This window comes from Hymenobacter busanensis, assembly GCF_008727865.1.
Taxonomy (GTDB): domain Bacteria; phylum Bacteroidota; class Bacteroidia; order Cytophagales; family Hymenobacteraceae; genus Solirubrum; species Solirubrum busanense.
Genome location: NZ_VTWU01000003.1, coordinates 30106 through 46411 on the forward strand (window position 1 = coordinate 30106; position 16306 = coordinate 46411).

At 59.4% G+C, this 16306-nt stretch carries 17 protein-coding genes; 3 read left to right on the forward strand and 14 right to left on the reverse strand.

What is annotated here, in order from left to right:
• Positions 1-45: 45 nt before the first annotated feature.
• The 10 genes from F0P96_RS08040 to pdhA all read right to left on the reverse strand — a co-directional run bounded on the left by F0P96_RS08040 (position 46) and on the right by pdhA (position 10492).
• The gene (locus F0P96_RS08040; protein WP_151078353.1) at positions 46-2151 is read right to left on the reverse strand and encodes a peptidylprolyl isomerase; all 2106 of its coding nucleotides are present in this window, start codon (positions 2149-2151) and stop codon (positions 46-48) included.
• A gap of 88 nt (positions 2152-2239) precedes the next feature.
• On the reverse strand, positions 2240-2500 hold the full coding sequence (locus F0P96_RS08045; protein ID WP_151078354.1) for a hypothetical protein: 261 nt from the start codon (positions 2498-2500) through the stop codon (positions 2240-2242).
• 15 nt (positions 2501-2515) lie between these two features.
• Positions 2516-3076: an LPS export ABC transporter periplasmic protein LptC gene (gene lptC / locus F0P96_RS08050; protein WP_262714348.1), complete on the reverse strand. Its 561-nt coding sequence runs from the start codon at positions 3074-3076 to the stop codon at positions 2516-2518.
• A 2-nt stretch (positions 3077-3078) separates the two neighbouring features.
• Complete coding sequence (bamG, locus tag F0P96_RS08055) at positions 3079-4413, reverse strand: BamG family beta-barrel-assembly machinery protein (RefSeq protein ID WP_151078355.1); 1335 nt, start codon at positions 4411-4413, stop codon at positions 3079-3081.
• Positions 4403-5140, reverse strand: coding sequence for a type III pantothenate kinase (locus F0P96_RS08060; protein ID WP_151078356.1), 738 nt, complete (start codon positions 5138-5140; stop codon positions 4403-4405). The genes bamG and F0P96_RS08060 overlap by 11 nt, the downstream gene beginning before the upstream one ends.
• 79 nt (positions 5141-5219) lie before the next feature.
• The gene (locus F0P96_RS08065) at positions 5220-7007 is read right to left on the reverse strand and encodes a pseudouridine synthase (RefSeq protein ID WP_151078920.1); all 1788 of its coding nucleotides are present in this window, start codon (positions 7005-7007) and stop codon (positions 5220-5222) included.
• Between the two features lie 201 nt (positions 7008-7208).
• Positions 7209-7592 (reverse strand): TraR/DksA family transcriptional regulator, encoded by a 384-nt coding sequence (locus tag F0P96_RS08070; protein ID WP_151078357.1) that lies wholly within the window; start codon positions 7590-7592, stop codon positions 7209-7211.
• Positions 7593-7817: 225 nt separating this feature from the next.
• On the reverse strand, positions 7818-8294 hold the full coding sequence (gene ribH, locus F0P96_RS08075) for a 6,7-dimethyl-8-ribityllumazine synthase (protein ID WP_151078358.1): 477 nt from the start codon (positions 8292-8294) through the stop codon (positions 7818-7820).
• A gap of 158 nt (positions 8295-8452) precedes the next feature.
• Positions 8453-9238, reverse strand: coding sequence for a tetratricopeptide repeat protein (locus F0P96_RS08080; protein ID WP_151078359.1), 786 nt, complete (start codon positions 9236-9238; stop codon positions 8453-8455).
• Positions 9239-9289: 51 nt separating this feature from the next.
• Positions 9290-10492 carry a pyruvate dehydrogenase (acetyl-transferring) E1 component subunit alpha gene (pdhA, locus tag F0P96_RS08085; protein WP_151078360.1) on the reverse strand — a complete coding sequence of 401 codons (1203 nt, stop codon included), beginning with the start codon at positions 10490-10492 and terminating at the stop codon, positions 9290-9292.
• Positions 10493-10567: 75 nt separating this feature from the next.
• On the opposite strand from pdhA, the gene recF reads away from it, so the two are divergent.
• Together recF and F0P96_RS08095 are read left to right on the forward strand one after the other, a co-directional pair.
• Entirely contained in the window at positions 10568-11677 is a 1110-nt protein-coding gene (gene recF / locus F0P96_RS08090) for a DNA replication/repair protein RecF (protein WP_151078361.1), read from the forward strand.
• Positions 11678-11749: 72 nt separating this feature from the next.
• Positions 11750-12067 carry a DciA family protein gene (locus F0P96_RS08095; RefSeq protein WP_235917429.1) on the forward strand — a complete coding sequence of 106 codons (318 nt, stop codon included), beginning with the start codon at positions 11750-11752 and terminating at the stop codon, positions 12065-12067.
• A gap of 437 nt (positions 12068-12504) precedes the next feature.
• Here the strand turns inward: F0P96_RS08095 and F0P96_RS08100 are convergent, their stop codons facing one another.
• Entirely contained in the window at positions 12505-12879 is a 375-nt protein-coding gene (locus F0P96_RS08100; protein WP_151078363.1) for a DNA-binding transcriptional regulator Fis, read from the reverse strand.
• A 337-nt stretch (positions 12880-13216) separates the two neighbouring features.
• Entirely contained in the window at positions 13217-14047 is an 831-nt protein-coding gene (locus F0P96_RS08105; protein ID WP_151078364.1) for a glycerophosphodiester phosphodiesterase family protein, read from the reverse strand.
• 237 nt (positions 14048-14284) lie between these two features.
• Here F0P96_RS08105 and F0P96_RS08110 point away from each other — a divergent pair, with 237 nt between their 5' ends.
• Entirely contained in the window at positions 14285-14917 is a 633-nt protein-coding gene (locus F0P96_RS08110; protein ID WP_151078365.1) for a DUF2939 domain-containing protein, read from the forward strand.
• A gap of 89 nt (positions 14918-15006) precedes the next feature.
• On the opposite strand, the gene F0P96_RS08115 is transcribed toward F0P96_RS08110, so the two are convergent.
• Together F0P96_RS08115 and F0P96_RS08120 are read right to left on the reverse strand one after the other, a co-directional pair.
• Positions 15007-15282 (reverse strand): PLD nuclease N-terminal domain-containing protein, encoded by a 276-nt coding sequence (locus F0P96_RS08115; protein WP_151078366.1) that lies wholly within the window; start codon positions 15280-15282, stop codon positions 15007-15009.
• Positions 15283-15395: 113 nt separating this feature from the next.
• Positions 15396-16028, reverse strand: coding sequence for a rhomboid family intramembrane serine protease (locus F0P96_RS08120; RefSeq protein WP_151078367.1), 633 nt, complete (start codon positions 16026-16028; stop codon positions 15396-15398).
• Positions 16029-16306 lie beyond the last annotated feature (278 nt).

The following is a 16306-nucleotide window of genomic DNA, read 5'->3' on the forward strand; positions in this document are numbered from 1 at the left end:
CCGTATCTCGGGTAAGATACGGCCCTTTTGGCGAAGCGGGTTTGCCTAGAAGAAGCGTACCCGCTCGTCTTTCACGTCGGCTTTTTCGCGTACGGCTTCGTAGATGGCGCCGGTAGCGCGCGAGCTGCGCATACCCTGCAGCTGGGTGCGGGCCGTTTTCAGGTCCTGGCCGGCCGGGGCGGGCGTGGTATTCACCAGCTCTACCACCAGCACGCCCTGCTCACCCTGAATGGGGGCCGAACGCTGACCGGGCTTTAGACCAAAAACAGTACCCACGGCTACCGGCTCGGCGCCAAGGCCGGGAATCACGCCTTGGCCAAGGGCCACGTCGTTGGCGGTGCGCACCTGGGCCGTCGAGCCGTAGGCCGACGCCATTTGCTCAAGCGAGCTGCCTTTCAGCTTGGCTATGATCTGCTTGGCCTTTTCCTCGTTGCGCACGAAGGTCGATACCTCGGGCTTCACGCTGGCTACGTCGGCGGTACCTTTCTCGCGGGTGCCGGTTACGGCCGCAATTACGTATTGGTCGCCGATAGTAAACACGTCGGACACGCCGCCCACCTCGGTTTTCTTGTCGTAGGCCCAGCGGATGATTTCGCGGGCGTTGGGCACGTTGCCCACGTTCTGGTCGGACTTACCCACGCCTTTGGCTTCCTGCTTCTGCAGGGTTTTGTCGGCGGCCACGGCTTTGCGGAAAGCTTCCAGGTCCGAGGCTTTGCCTTTCAGCTCCTGGGCGCGCTGGTAGGCCACGTCGTTGGTTGCGTCGGAAGGCGTGATGCTCTTCGTGACGGTGGCTACACGGTAGGTCTGGTTGGTTTTGGGGGCGGTTACCTTGATGATGTGGTAGCCGAACGAGGTTTTGGTGAGCGTGGGCAGCAGGCCGGCCGAGGTAGCGCCGAATACGGCTTTCTCGAACTCGGGTACCATGCGGCCCGACGTGAACCAGCCCAAGTCGCCGCCGAGCGGAGCGGTGCCGTCGGTGCCGTACTGGCGGGCCAGGGTAGCAAAATCGGCGCCGCCCTTGATCTGGTTCAGAATACCCTGGGCTTTGGCTTTAGCCGCCGCATCGGCTTCCGGCGTAGCACCGTCGGCTTTGATGAGGATGTGGCTGGCGCGAGCGGCCGAGGTGGTACCGGCTTTGGCGCCGGTTACTTTGTAGAGAGAGAAGGTGCCGTTTTCAGCAAACGGGCCGTATACCTTGCCCTGCTCCAGAGGCAATTGCTGACGCAGCTTTTCGGGCAGATCGGCCGGCGAAACGAAGGTGCCGTTGTAGGGTTGGTCGGATTGGGCGCGCACGAACAAGGAGTCGTTCGGGGCAGTCTGGAACTGCTGGGCCAGCTCGTTCACGGTCTGGCGTACCGAGGCCGAGTCTTCCTTCGACGCCGTTACGGGAATCACTACGTATTCCAGGTCGCGGCCGTCCTGCACTTTGTAGCGGGCCTTGTTGCGCGAGATGTAATCCTGCAGCTGCGCGTCCGATACCTTCACGGCCGAATCGGAGATGCTGAAGTAGGGCACAAACAGGTAACGAATGTTGGCTTTGGCGGCTTGGGCCTCGGCGTAGCGTTGGGCTTCGGCCGTGGTCACGTACTCCGAGTTCTTCATCAGGGCGTAGTACTTATTGCCCATGCGCTCCTGCGGGAGGTTCTGCTCGAAGGTGTACCACGCAGCTTGCTGCTGCGGCGGCATCTTGTCGAGGTTGCGCAGGTATTCCAGCACCTTGGCGCGGTCGAACTGGCCTGTCTTGGGGTCGGTAAAGGCCTGCTTGATGGTGGGGTGAATGTTGCGGCCCTGCACCATGTCGGTCAGCTCGTCGTCGGTTACCTGCAGGCCCAGTTTGTCGAACTCGGGCTGGAAGGCACGGCGGAACACAATCTGGTTCCACGCCTGGTCGCGCAGGCCCTGCAGTTCCTGCTCGGTGGGCTGGCGGCCGTTCTGGCTTACGTAGGCTTCTTTCGATTGCTCCAGAATGGCGTTGAACTCATCGAGGTTCACGTCGTCGCCGTTGACGGAGCCGACGGTAGTATCCTGGCGGTTGAAGAGGCGGTTTTGACCTCCAATAAGGTCACCGCCTACGATGAACAGCAGCATCCCGACGGCGACGGTGCCCACGGCCCAGCCTGATTTTTCCCGGATGGTGTTGATTAAAGCCATTTAGTTGAGTGTAAGCAGCAAAGAAAATGTCGGAAAGACGCGCAAAATAACCCGTTTCCGGCCAATAGTCAAAAGTTGAGGGCGGGGTTTAGCCGTTGCGGCGGGCTTTGCCCCCGGCCTTGGGCTTGCCCGTTTTGCCCTTGGCAGGCGGCGCCGGGGGTGTATTTTCTTCTACGGGGCGCAACTGGCGGTATATCAGCAGGCACACGGCCGAGAGCATGAACAGCCAATAATTGCGGGGCAAACTATTTTCGAGCACCGTTTGGTAGAGGCCGATAATCATAAAGACCACGGCTAGGGAGAACAGCACGGTGCGCAGCAGGCCGCGGTCGGGAGCGGGAGTTTTCACGGACGAAAGCGGGGGTTATTCCCCAAGGGGTTGGTCGACGGTGAACACGCCGGTGGGCTTGAAGATGCGGTAGCGCGAGAAGTCCTCGTTGGCTTCGAGCCCCAACCCCGTCAACAGTTCGGTGGGCGTTTGCACGCGCACACTCTCTTGGGGCTGGGTGTAGATTTTGGCTTTGGCGCGGTCGTAGAACAGCTCCTCGGTTTCCAAGCTCTGTTGCTTCACTTCGTTGCGCACCCGCACGTCGCCGCGCACCACGTAGAGGTTGGTGCTGCGGGTGTAGCGGCCGTATTTGCCGCGCAGGGTGTTCACCACGGTGGTGCCGTCTTTCTCGAAGAACGTGGCCGTAACCCCGTTGGGGTAAACCAGGTCGCCGTTGTCGAACTGCTGCTCCAGTGGGGCCTGCAACTTTACCTGCAGCCGGGCCGAGTCGCTGAAGAGGGTCGTGACGTTCGTCGTTTCCAGAATGGGGCCGGTGTACACCTGCTTGCTCTTGGGGTCGGCGGTTTTCTCCTGGCAGCCCGCCAGCAGCATCCCGCACAGCCCCGCGGCCAGCCACCAACTCCGCCCCTGCTGCATCCCTATTCTACTTTACGCTTGAGGAACCAGCGGTTGTTGAGGGATATGCCCAACTGCACCCGCACGTAGTCCTCCTTAATGTTGCGCTGCGCGGTGCCGCTCACCAGGTCCTGATTGCCGCGCTGCCCGTAGGTAAACGCCAGATTCATCGACGTGGCATCGAGCGGCGAAGCGGTGGGGAACGGGAACATAAAGCCCCAGCTGATGGCGCGGTCGTATTGGGTGACGCCACCCGGGCGGTATGGCAACTGGGCCACGCTCACCCCAAAACGGTACGACACGCGCTTGAAGTAGCTGTCGACCGAACCGGGGTCCGGCGTCAGTTCACCGCCCAAAGCCCCCCGCCAGGTATCTTGGTAGAGCGGCGTGGCCGGCTTCACTTCCGACGGCAAGCGGAACGCTTCAAACTTCGACCACTGCTGGCGCGATACGTCGGCGTTCAGGGTCCAGGTCTTGTTGTTGTCGAGACCCAGGCCAATCTGCAGGTTCGAGGGCACCACCGTTTGCCCGCGCGAACTGGGGTCGAGCTGCAGGCTTTCGATGGTGATGCCGTTGACGTCCTGCCGTTCTACGCGCCGTTCGCGGTAGCCCTTCATGTCCGATTGCAGGGTGTATACAGCCCCTAGGTTGAGGTTGTACTTCGAACTCAGCTCGTAGCGGTAGTGCGAACCTAAACGGATGGTCAGGTCGGAGTACTCGGTGTGCCGGATATCGGCCGAACGGCTCAGCGACTCCGCCGTTTGCCCTTCGGCCACCAGCAACGCGGTAGTCGATTGGTCTACCGAGCCGAATACGTAAGAAGTTGTAACGCCCGCGCTCAGGCCCTTGGCCAGCCGTACTCCTTGCGAGAGGTACACTTCCGACAACCCGCCGCTGCCGGTGTATTCCTCCAGCACTTGCGCGTCGGTAGTGCCTTGCACCGGGCTGATGATGGCCGTTTTGTAATCGACGGTGCTGTAGGGCTTGAGGCCGGCGGCCAAGCCCCAGCGGCGCGAAATGGGCACCGCAAACGCCAGGTAGCTTAGCGAAGCGCCGCCATCGACCTGCGAGGCCGAACCGCTGCGCAACCGCTTGAGCTGTCCAATGGCGGCCACCTCGTAGGTTGTGCGGTTGTTGTAGTAAATCAGCGCGGGGTTCAGCTCGTTTACCTGCGCGGTATTGGGGGCGGCAACGCCCACGCCGCCCATGCCTTGCTGGCGGACGCCGCCGGTATTGGGGTTGACGTCGCCCAGGCCCAGGCGCGAGTACGGGGAGTTTCCCAAGCCCTGCCCCGTAGCCGACGAAGCGGCTCCGAGCAGACCTAGCAGGCCCAGCGCAGTCAGTTTGTTAAGCAGCATTATGCACCAGTATGTGGTGAAGCCCCAGCAGCACGAGCTCGGGAACTACAAAGGTGCGGCCTTTGAGCCGCGATTCAAAAAACGCCGCGTCGCCGCCGGTTAGCACTACGGCCAAGTCCGGAAACTGTGTGCGGTACTCAGTCACCACTCCGTTGAGCTCGGCTGCGGCACCGTTGAGGGCACCGCTGAGCATGGCCGAACGGGTATCGGTTCCCATCAAAGGTAACGCGTCGGCCGTGGCGGCGGCACCCGTGGGCAACGGCAACTCCGGCAGGCGCCCCGTGAAGGCGTGCATGGCCTGCAGGCGCATGCGCAAGCCGGGCGCAATGCTGCCGCCGTGGTAGGTGCCGTCAGCCGTCACCAAGTCACATTTCAGGCAGGTTCCGGCATCTACCACCAGCACGTTGCGCCCCGGCAGCAAGTAGGCCGCCCCCACGGCCGCAGCCAGCCGGTCGGCCCCGAGGGTCTGGGGCGTGGCGTAGGCGTTGTGCAGCGGCACCGGCGTGCTGCCCGGCCGAAACACCACCGTGGGCATCGTGGCTTGGGCGGCCCACTCGTCGGCGGGAGCAGCCACTGAAGCCACCAAGGCTTGAGCGGCGCCCTTGTCCAGCACCAAGCTTGCCCACTCCGCCGGCGTCGTCACCACGCCGGTTGCCACCAGCAGATGGTCCTGGAAGCAGCCGTATTTGGCGGCCGTGTTGCCGATGTCGAGAACCAGAGCAGTCATGTCAGAGGAAAAGCGAAGCAGGCACGGAGCCTGCTTCGCTTTTAGATAGAGCCGCGTAAAGACAACGCAGGTTGCGTGCCTACATGAAATATTTCAGACGGATTACCTCTTTTTCGGTGAGGTAGCGCCAGTTGCCGCGGGCCAAGTCTTTCTTAGTTAGGCCCGCGTATTGCACGCGGTCAAGGGTCTTCACGTCGTAGCCCAGGTGTTCGAAAATCCGGCGCACGATACGGTTGCGGCCAATGTGAATTTCGATGCCCACGAAGTGCAGGTTACCGGCTACCGCCGCTACGTCGTCGACCTCGGCTTTGCCATCTTCCAGTTCAATGCCTTCGGCAATCTGCTTCAGGTGCTCTTCGGTAATGGGCTTGTCGAGCTCTACTTGGTAAATCTTCTTGTTGCGGTGCGAGGGGTGGCTAAGTTTCTGGGCCACTTCGCCATCGTTGGTGAACAGCAGCAACCCGGTGGTGTTGCGGTCGAGGCGGCCCACCGGGAAGATGCGCTCCTTCGAGGCCGTGCGTACCAGGTCCATTACCGTTTTGCGGCCCTCGGGGTCGTCGGTGGTGGTCAGGAAGTCCTTCGGCTTATTGAGCAGCACGTACACGAGCTTCTCGCGCTTCAGATTGGTTTTGCCGTAGTGCACCGTGTCGTTGGGCTGCACTTTGTAGCCCAGTTCGGTCACCACTTCCCCGTTCACCCGTATTTCGCCCGACTCAATCAGCACATCGGCTTCCCGGCGCGAACAGATGCCGGCGTTGGCAATGTAGCGGTTCAGGCGCACCGAACCGTCGCCTTCCGGCTCGTCGCGGCGGCGCTTGTTGCCGCGGGTCTTGTCTTCCTCGTAGTGCTTGAGGTTGTGGTACGACGGCGCCTCCCCCATAGACTCGGTGCGGGCGGGCCGCTCGCGACGGTCGGCAAACGGCTTGGCCGGACGCTCACGGCGCTCAAAGCCGGGCCGCTCGGGCCGGCTGCCCCGGTCGTTCCGCTCGGCTCGGTCGCCACTAAAGCGGCTGGCGCTGCTGTTGCGGTCAGTGTCGCGGCCGAACGCGGGTCGCTCGGTGCGGCTCGGGCGTTCGTCACGCTCAAAGCGGCCAGCGCCTCGCGTACCGGAGGAATTGGGTCGGTCGTTGTCGCGGCGGCCAAAGGCACCGGGCGTGCGGTCGTCGCGCTCAAAGCGTTGCGGCGCGTCGCCACGGTCGAAACCTTGGTCGCGGCGGTCCACGTAGCGGGCGGGGCGCACCGGGCGGTCGTCGCCGCCTTTCAGCTGCTTGGGCCGGTCGCCGAACTCGTCGTCACGCGGAGCGCCAAACGAGCGGCGTTCCTCACCGAAACGATTATCACGCGGCGGGCCGAACGAGCGACGCTCTTCGCCAAAGCTGCTACGGCCTGCGGGCCGACGGTCACGGTTGTCACCATCGGGGCGCGAGCTAAAGCGGCGCGGAGCTTCGCCCTCGGGTGCGGCTGGGCGCGGCGGCTTGTTGAAACGGCCGCGGATGAATTCGTCAGCGTCATCGCGCTCAGCAGGCTTCGGTTTGAAGGGGCGCTGCGGACGGCCAAAGCTGCGGTCGTCGTTGCCGCCAAAGCGGCTGTTGCCACCAAACGGACGCGGGGCCGAGCTGTTGCCGAAACGACGGTCGTCGCCTCCGCCGTTGCCGAAGCGCCGCTCGCTGCCTTCGGGTCGGCTGCCAAAGGCAGGCTTGCCGCCGGGTCGCCCAAACGAAGGCCGGGAATTGAAATCATTGTTGCCTCCTTCGCGGCGCGGGGCCGGGCGACGGTCGTCGCCACCAAAGGAAGATTTGCCGCCGCGTTGCGGGGCGGAATCGGGACGGCGGTTGCCGGAGCCGGAGGGGTGCTGCTTCTTGCCCATGTGAGGGTTGTTCAGGCGCACGGCATCGCTGCCGGGCAGTATAAGGTGTAACGGGTTTCAGCGCTAACGCCGGCAGCCCGGTAATTGGTGCAATGCAGTAGCACATTGCAGAAAACAGTGCCCGGATTCGGCGGCGGCACTGCCCCGGTGGGGCGAAGTACCGACCGGCAAATCCGGGCGGCTGCAGGTAGCGGCAGCGGCTTAGTCGCGGCGCGCCATTTTAGCTTCGATGGAGTGCTGGGTGTGAGGCACAGCACGCAGGCGCTCTTTGGCAATGAGTTTACCCGTGCCGATGCACACGCCGTAGGTTCCGTTTTTGATGCGGATCATGGCGTTTTCCAGCTGCTGAATAAACTTCATCTGGCGCGAGGCCAACTGGTTCAGGCTTTCCTTTTCGGCAGTGTCGGCGCCGTCTTCCAGCATCTTCGACTGCGAAGCAGTGTTATCCGTACCCGAATCGTTGCGACGGCTCAGGGTTTCTTTGATGAACGCTACTTCCTTGCGGGCTGCGGTCAGCTTTTCCTGGATAATGGCCTCAAACTCAGCCAGCTCTTCCCGGGAGTAGCGTAGGGGTTCTTCACTCATGGTAGGGGCAGGAAAACAATGTAAGTTATTCGCAGTAAATGAGTTGCCGAGTATTCTTAGTTCCAGAACATCATCAACTGAAACTCCAACACTCACAGGACCGTATTAGTTGCCCTTTTTGCGTGCGGTAATTCCCTGCTAATGAACCTTGGAGCTTGCACCCCGGCTTTCGGCCGCAAAGCTACGGGTTTGACGTCACTTCAACTATGGTTGGGTTTTCACCACTTAGAAACCCAACATGTGAATGGCCGTTACTGCCGCTTCCACCCCTTTGTTGCCGTGCTGCCCACCCGCTCGGTCCCAAGCCTGGGCTTCGTTTTCCGTCGTGAGTACTCCGAAGATAACGGGCTTGTTGAACTTCAGGCCCACGTTCATCAGGCCCTGGGCTACGGCGTGGCTGATAAACTCGTCGTGACGGGTTTCTCCTTTGATGACGACGCCCAGGCAGATAACCGCGTCGATTTCCTCGTGCTGGGCCAGCAGCTGCGCGCCCAAGCCTAGCTCGAAGCTGCCGGGCACGGTATTGCGGTAAATGTTGTCGGGGTTGGCGCCGTGCTTGATGAGCGTTTCATAGGCGCCTTGGGCCAGCGTGTCGGTAATGGCACGGTTCCATTCGGCCACCACCAGTCCGAAACGCTTGTCGCTGATATCGGGGAAGTGGTCGGAGGTATAGTCGCTCAGATTTTTCAGGGTCGAGGCCATTCAGTTCAGGCTTGGGTTATCGAGACAGGCCGCAAATATCCGCTTTCCTGCGGCATCGGTTCTATTCCTGTCGACTTGCGTTTTACGTGCTTGCCAAAAACACGAGCGCCGTCCCCGGGTGGGAGCGGCGCTTGTGTTTAGCAACGTGAGCTGCGCTATTACTTGGCGGCGGTGCCGGTCATGGCTTGGGCGCGAGCCCGCATGATCTTGGCGTCGTTCACTTCCGCAGCTGTAGGGTAGTCGTTCACGATTTTATCGTAGGCGGCTACGGCACCAGCGTTATCCTTGGCCATTTCTTTGGCCGTGGCCAGCTTCATCAGGTAGCCCGGCGTGAAGTAGTCGTTGGCTTTGTGGTCGGCGGCCTTCTGATAGTAGTCAGCCGCTTCCTTGTACTTCTTCAGTTCCATGTTGGCGTCGCCGATGAGGGCGTAGGCACGGGCCTGAATCAGCATGTCATCGGAGCTGAAGTCTTCGAGGTAGTCGATGGCCTGGGCGTACTGGCCTTCTTTCAGGGCAGCAGCGCCAGCGTAGAAGTTGGCCAGGTTGCCAGCTTTGGTCCCGCTGTACTCCGAGGCAATGGTTTCCAAACCGTCGTACTGACCGTCGCCTTTCAGCGCCTTTTTCACGGAGTCAGCCTCCCAGTAGTTTACCGCCTGGAACATGGCAGCCTGCGCTTTTTCGTCCTGCGACTTGCGCCAGGTGTAGTAGCCGAAGCCAGCCACGATGGCCAGGACGAGGGCAGCCAGCACGCCAAACAGAATGTTCTTGTTGCGGCGCACAAACTCCTCCGATTCGCCAAGGCGGGCCGCCAGCGCGTCGGGGTCTTCCAGCAAAGGGTGCTCCACGGGAGCGTTCAGGTCCGGCTGACCTGCGTTGGGTTGCTGCTGCGGCACTTGGCCCTGCCGCGCTTGCGGCGACTGGCCCGTGTAGGGAATCTTAGACATGTAGAAGAAAAAGCGCCGGCAACCATTCGGCCGGCAGTCGGCTGGCTGTGGTTACTCGCGGATGAAAGGATAATCCTCCTGCACGTACACGTCACGGTACAGCTCCTCGGCAGGCGGATACGGCGACTGTTCGGCAAACTCGACCGACTCAGCCACAACGGCCTTCAGTTTTTCGTCGATGGCGTTCAGCTCATCTTCGGTGGCCATGCCCTGGGTCAGGATGGTGTGGCGCACGTTCTCGATGGAGTCGCGCATGCGGTACTCCTCTACTTCTTCCTTGGTACGGTACTTGGCCGGGTCCGACATGGAGTGGCCTTTGTAGCGGTAGGTTTTGAACTCCAGGAACGAAGGCCCCTCGCCGGCGCGGGCACGCTCGGCGGCACGGGCTACGGCGTTGTGTACCTCTTCTACGTGCATGGCATCCACTGGCTCCGAGGGCATGTCGTAGGCTTCACCAATGGTGTAGAGCTCCGTCACGTTCGACGTACGCTGCACCGAGGTACCCATGGCGTAGCCGTTGTTTTCTACCACGAAGATGACCGGTAGCTTCCACAGCATGGCCATATTGAAAGCCTCGTGCAGGGCACCCTGGCGCACGGCGCCGTCGCCCATGTAGCAGATGCAGAGGTTGCCGGTCTTGTTGTATTTCTCGGCGAAGGCAATGCCGGCACCCAGTGGCACCTGGCCGCCCACGATGCCGTGGCCCCCGATGAAGTTTACGCTCTTGTCGAAAATGTGCATCGAGCCGCCCTTGCCTTTGGAGCAACCTGTCTGCTTGGCAAACAGCTCGGCCATGATGGCATTGGGCGAGGTACCCAAGCCCAACGGGTGGGCGTGGTCACGGTAAGCAGTAATGTACTTGTCGCCCTGGCGCAGAGCCGATACGGCACCTGCCACGCAAGCTTCCTGCCCGATGTAGAGGTGGCAGAAACCTTTAATCTTCTGTTGGCCGTAGAGCTGACCGGCCTTCTCCTCGAAGCGGCGCATGAGCAGCATGCTTTCAAACCACGTCATGTATGTCTCCTTCGGGAAGGAGCCTTTGCTGGCCGGTTGCTGGGCGGTCTTGCTGGCTTTGGCACCCGCAGCCTTTTCGGCTCCGGGTTGCACGGCCTCTACCGGCTCGGGTTGCTGCCGCTCGGCGGCGGACACGGCGGCTTTGCCGTTCGACTTGCTGGTCGAGTTCTTGGGCGTGGGTTTCGCTTTGCCAGCCGAATTGGATGCCTTCGAGGCAGCCTTTACTTTCGTATCCGCCATTAGTAGCTGTTCTTGTTCGCGTTTTGGAATGCGAAAGTACGTAAAAGCATTGCAACTCCGAAACGCCCTTTCTGCATGACCCTGGACTCGCTGCACCTCCTTTTCTTTAAGAACTACGACGAGGCCACCCTAAGTTTCTCTCCCCACATCAACTGCTTTGTGGGCGAGAACGGCAGCGGCAAGACCAACCTGCTCGACGCCATTCATTACCTGTCGCTCACGAAGAGTGCTTTCTCCTCGGCCGATGCGCAATGCATTAAACAAGGTGCCGATTTCTTTGTCGTCAAAGGCAAGTTCACAGTCCCTGACTCCAGTTCGGCCGATACCATTCAGTGCAGCCTGCGTCTTGGCCAAAAGAAGGTCATTACCCACGATAAGCAACCGTATGAGCGCATATCCGACCACATTGGCCGGTACCCAGTTGTCTTGATTTCTCCCTACGATACCGATATAATCCGGCAGGGCAGCGAGGAGCGTCGCAAGTACTTCGACAGCCTCATGTCGCAGCTCGACCACGGATACCTGGAACTACTGATCCAGTACAGTTTCCTGCTCCGCCAGCGCAATGCTTTGTTGAAGCAGTTTGCGGAGCGTCATACCTTCGACCGCGACTATTTGCAAGTGCTGGATGAGCAACTAGTACCGGCCGGTGAGAGGCTGGCGCAGCTCCGGCAAGAGTTTCTTACTGCTTTCGTTCCTGTTTTCCAGCGGCACTATGTAGAGCTTTCAGAAAGCCGCGAAGAGGTTACTCTCGACTACAAGAGCCAGTTGCCTAACGAAGACTTTGCCTCCCTCCTACGGACCAATGAGCGCAAAGATCTGGCCTTGCAGCGTACCACTATCGGCCCGCACAAAGACGATTATACTTTCCTGATGAACGGGCTTTCGGTGAAGCACTTTGCCTCCCAGGGCCAGCAGAAGTCGTATGCTATTGCCTTGAAGCTGGCGCAGTTTGAGGTGACGGCTGAACGCAAACAACACAAGCCGCTGCTGCTGCTCGACGACATTTTCGACCGCCTGGACGAGCGGCGCATTACTCGTTTGCTCCAGCTGGTAGCCAACCACACATTCGGCCAGATTTTCTTGACCGATACCCACCTTGACCGCACCGACCGCGTGCTGGTCGGACTGTCGGAACAAATAGCTCGATTTCGGGTAGAACAAGGCGTTGTCACGCCGGTTTAGGACAGGCACAGGTGTACCTTTGCCGATGGGTCTTGCCTGCTAAGATCCGCGCATTATTGTAACCTTTTCATCTTGAAAAACCGCACAAAACCTGAGAATTCCCGGCAAGCGGACATCGTCCCGCTCAAGGATGGTATTCAGGCATTGCTCAAGGCCTATCGGCTTAAGGGCAAGCTCAACGAGGTCTATGTCGTATCTAGTTGGGAGCGGATCATGGGCCGTGCGGTAGCGTTGAAAACCCAGGAGGTATTCTTTCGCAACGGCAAGCTGTTTGTGCGACTCACCTCGTCGCCGCTCAAGCACGAGCTGTTTATGGCCAAGTCGAAGGTGGCTGATATCATCAACAAGGAAGTTGGAGAGCAACTCATCCAAGAAGTGGTTTTTCTGTAAGAACCTCTTCTCCCCTATTACCCTGCACCTACACTTGCCCGGCCCTGATGAGCCGGGCTTTTTTGCACCCCTGTAGTTCAAGATAAGCTCAGCTACTCCAAGCTTGATCGGACCAGTACCCCACCGAATTCTCTGGCGACTAAGCAGGGTGTGTCGGTGGGACATGAAGCTTGTTGCGGCCTGCTAGTTGAGACTCTTGGGTGGGCATTCGGGCAGGTGCATTCAGTTGGTTTCACGGCTTTCTTTTAGCTGGCTTCATTCCCTCCTATTAAGCCAAGTTGCCCCACAAGCGCAGCTTCGTTGTTGGCTTCATGCCCTTCTTTCTGTATGCGTTGTGCACTCCTGTTGAGCCAGCCTTATTATGCCTATTGGGCTACGGCTGTCTTCAGCGCTTGTTACAGAGTAGAGGCAAAATGTTCCACGTGAAACATTGCTGTTCACTTCGGACCGTACAGCTTTAACAAAAGCTCATTGTGAGCCTCTAAAAGGGCAATGTACTTCGCTTGAAGGGCCATTAAAGCCTTTGTACAGTCTTGATCCACAGAATGTAACACAGAAGAGCGAACAGGCGCAACAGGCGTTACAGCAGCGGGTGTAAAGTGAAGCTGAGACTGAACAGGTGTATCAAAATCATTTGTAAAGTCGTGCTGTATCAGCTCACCAACACGCTTTACAAAGGTGTAATCAAGTGTTGTCTCTTTGAATTTACGATATATAGTGGGTCGTGTAATACCCAGCTCCTGCACAAGGCGGCTAATAGAAATACCGCTGTTTTTAACCGCTTCCTGCAGGATTTCGCCGTGGTGTGCCATTCAAAGGGGTGTTTCGCAATAGGGTGTAAAGATTACACTTTTGTTTGATGCAACAAAACACGACACTGTAACATTTTCACGCAACAGCAACATGTGTAACGCAACACGAATACACGTGCAACACATTACATGTTTACATTACACGTAATACTGAAACACAGTGATACACGTTACAGCGAACAAACCATATACCCCCACTACGCTAAATCGACTAATTTCTGGCTTCTCGCCCGGCGTGTAAAAGACACGTCTGTTTCTGCGTAATAAATGAGCCCGTGCTACCGGGTTGGCGGCACGGGCTTGGGGCAGGTTGTCGTAGTTGAGTGACTAGGCTGCGTTACAGATTGAATACTGTAGCGGCACGGTTCGGATAGTCGGTGGTAAGGCCGTGTACGCCAAGGGTGGCGAGGCGCAATAGGTCGGCTTCGGTGTTGACGGTCCAGGCGATGATGGGGAGGCGGGCCTGCCCGCAAGACCAAAGCAAATCGTCCGTCAACAAGGTGTAGCTAGGGCCGAGGAAAGTAGGCTGAAAGCCGAGGCGCCGCAGGTGCTCGGGCAACGGCAGATCGTCTTCGGTGAGCAGGCAGGTTGGTGTACCGGGCACCATAATGTGAGCTGCCTGGAGCACGCGATGGTCGAAGGAAAGCCAGGTCGTTCGGCTTAGCATTTGGGCCTGTAGTACGACGCGCAGAACGGCCGCGAAGAAGGCATCGGGCGTGGGGTGATAGAGCCCGTCGCCGGCGGGGCTGCTCTTGAGTTCTATGCTAAAGCGAGGCAATGGCAAACCTTGCACGCGGGCATAGGCATCGACGGCGGCAAACACCTCGCGCAGCAACGGTTTGTAGGCTGGCTGGCTGCGTTGATCGGGAAACAAAGGATGTTGCAGGAGGCCACAATCACAGCGTTGAATGAGTTCGTAATACTGCTGATAAAGGTTGAAGTCGTGGCCTTCCTCGGCAGTAAGTAGCTGGCCTGCGGGGCCGGTGCAAATGAGATGGTTCAGCCAAGGCTCGTGCGACACCACCACTTGCCCGTCGGCCGACAGCACAACGTCGAGTTCCAGGCCATCGACGGCCCAATCAAGGGCGTGCAGAAAGGCGGGCAGCGTGTTTTCGGGGCGCAACCCGCGGCAGCCGCGGTGCCCGAAGATGAGAGGCCTGTTGCGCATGGCAGAGAGAAGAAAGGCTAAACAACAGCCTGCATACGCATACGCAAGCAAGGCGGCAGAGCATAAGGGCCGCTATGCACCTGTGCGGGGCTGACAACCTACCTGAACCGTTTAAACCGGCTAGGGCGTCAGGCAAAAGATGGTGCCGCGACGCAGTGGGCTATCGAAAGTGAGACCCGGCGCGTGGCGCTGGCAACAAAGGGATATTTTTGGCCCTCGAATTCTAACTCCTACAACATGAAACGACTTTGGGTAGTGTTGCTGCTGGTAGCCTTGGTGGCAGGCGGCTATTGGTTCTACCACAATCTGACAACCGGGCCGAAATACGCGCTGGGGCAAGCGGCCAAGGCGGTACACGACCACGACGTGGCGGCGTTTGAGAAATACGTGAACGTGGAAAGTGTGACCGGCAGTTTGGTAGATCAGGTGACGGCGCAAAGCAGCGTGTTGGGTCTGCTGAATCCGGCGGGCTTTCTGACGCGAGGAGCCCTGGGCCTGGCCAAACCACAACTGGCCAAGGCCGCCCGCAAAGAAGTGCAACGGTTTGTAGAAACGGGCTCGTTGGAAGAGGCCGCCGCCAGCTCGCCCAAGCGCACGGTGAAGGTGTCGTTAGCGGGACTGGCCAGCAAAGTCATCAGCCCGGAGAGCAGCTTCAAGGGGGTGAAGTACGTGAACGAGCAGGGCGAGCAGGCCTTGGTGGGGCTGGAGTTTACGCAGCCCAAGTTCGACACGACGATGGTGCTGGAAGTGAAGATGCGCGACCGGGGCGACTACTGGCAGGTGACGGAAGTAACGAACATGGGCGAGGTGCTCAAGCACGTGGCGCGGCTGCAAAAGAACAAGTTGCTGAGCGGCGGCACTGCCGACTAGCTTTGCCCACAAAGCTCGAAACAAGTAAAACGCAAAACGGCCCGGTGCGAGACACCGGGCCGTTTTGCGTTTCTGAATGGGCTTCGTTGCTACGATTTGCCGCGGCCCGAAAGCAGGTAGTAAAGAATCAGCCCCAGGACGGGCAAGAAGTAGATGATGGCAATCCAGAGAATCTTTTTGCCCAAAGACCACGGCTGACGCAGGGCATCAATCATGGCTACTACGTCGAGGATGAGGATGAGGGCACCCCAGATGGTGTAGGAGCCGTAATCGTCGCGGCGAGAGCAGCTGCTGAGGGTGAAGCTGGAAATAGCGGCCAGCAGCAGGGCCAGTGGGCGGAAGGAAGTGGTGAGTGCGCGGTTCATGCGAATTGGTTGCGTTTGTGGTGTGGGAAGGAATTTGCCACTTCTACGCAAGCATTCGACAATGGATATAAAGAGGAGCTTTTGCAGTACATAATGTATTGACAATCAGTAAACTAACGCAAAAAGTTACTAATTTCCTGCGCAAACGACAGCGCTGTTTCGGGTAACACGATGAGCGTGAGGACGATGCCGTAGAGGGCACCGTAGAGGTGGGCATCGTGGTTGATGCCGTCGGCGGCGATGCGGCGGGACTGGTAGTAGGTATAGGCCAGGTAAACGAAGGCCCAGATGAAGCCGGGGATGGGAATGGGCAGGGGAAAGACAATCATCTTGGCGGTGGGCTCGAAGAGGATGCTGGCGAAGATGACGGACGAGACGCCGCCCGAGGCACCGAGGCTGCGGTAGTCGGGGTCGTGGCGGTGCTTGAAGTAAGTGGGAACGTCGGAGAGGACGATACCGCCGAGGTAGAGCAGCAGGAACAGCAGCAGGCCCGTGGTGGGCCCGAAGGCATCGGCGAAATAGTAGCGGGCGGGGCGGCTCAGCGAGTAAAACGCGAGCATATTGAAAGCCAGGTGCGAGATGTCGGCGTGGAGGAAGCCGGAGGTGAGGAAGCGGTGCCATTCGTTACGCTTGCGCACGAGGTAGGGCGACATGACCCAGCTTTCGGTGAGGCTGGGGTTGGACCAGGCGTAGACGGAAGCAGCGCAGGTTACGCCGATAAGGATGAGGACGGCATCGATATGCATGAGGGCGAGGGAGGGGCTGAACGGGGGCTCAGCGGTGAAGGGAAGAAGGAGCGGGTAAAGCCGATGGGGAAAGGGGCAGAAAGGGCGTCATGCAGAGGCGCAGCCGAAGCATCTCGCTTGTTTGGGCGGATAGTAAAGTCAGTACCTGTCGTCAGCACGCGAGATGCTTCGGCTACGCCTCTGCATGACGTTCTAGAGGAGCGGTAGAGATGCTTCGCTTACGCTCTGCATGACGGGCTGGGGAAGCGGTAAAAATGCTTGGCTACGCCGACCTTCGG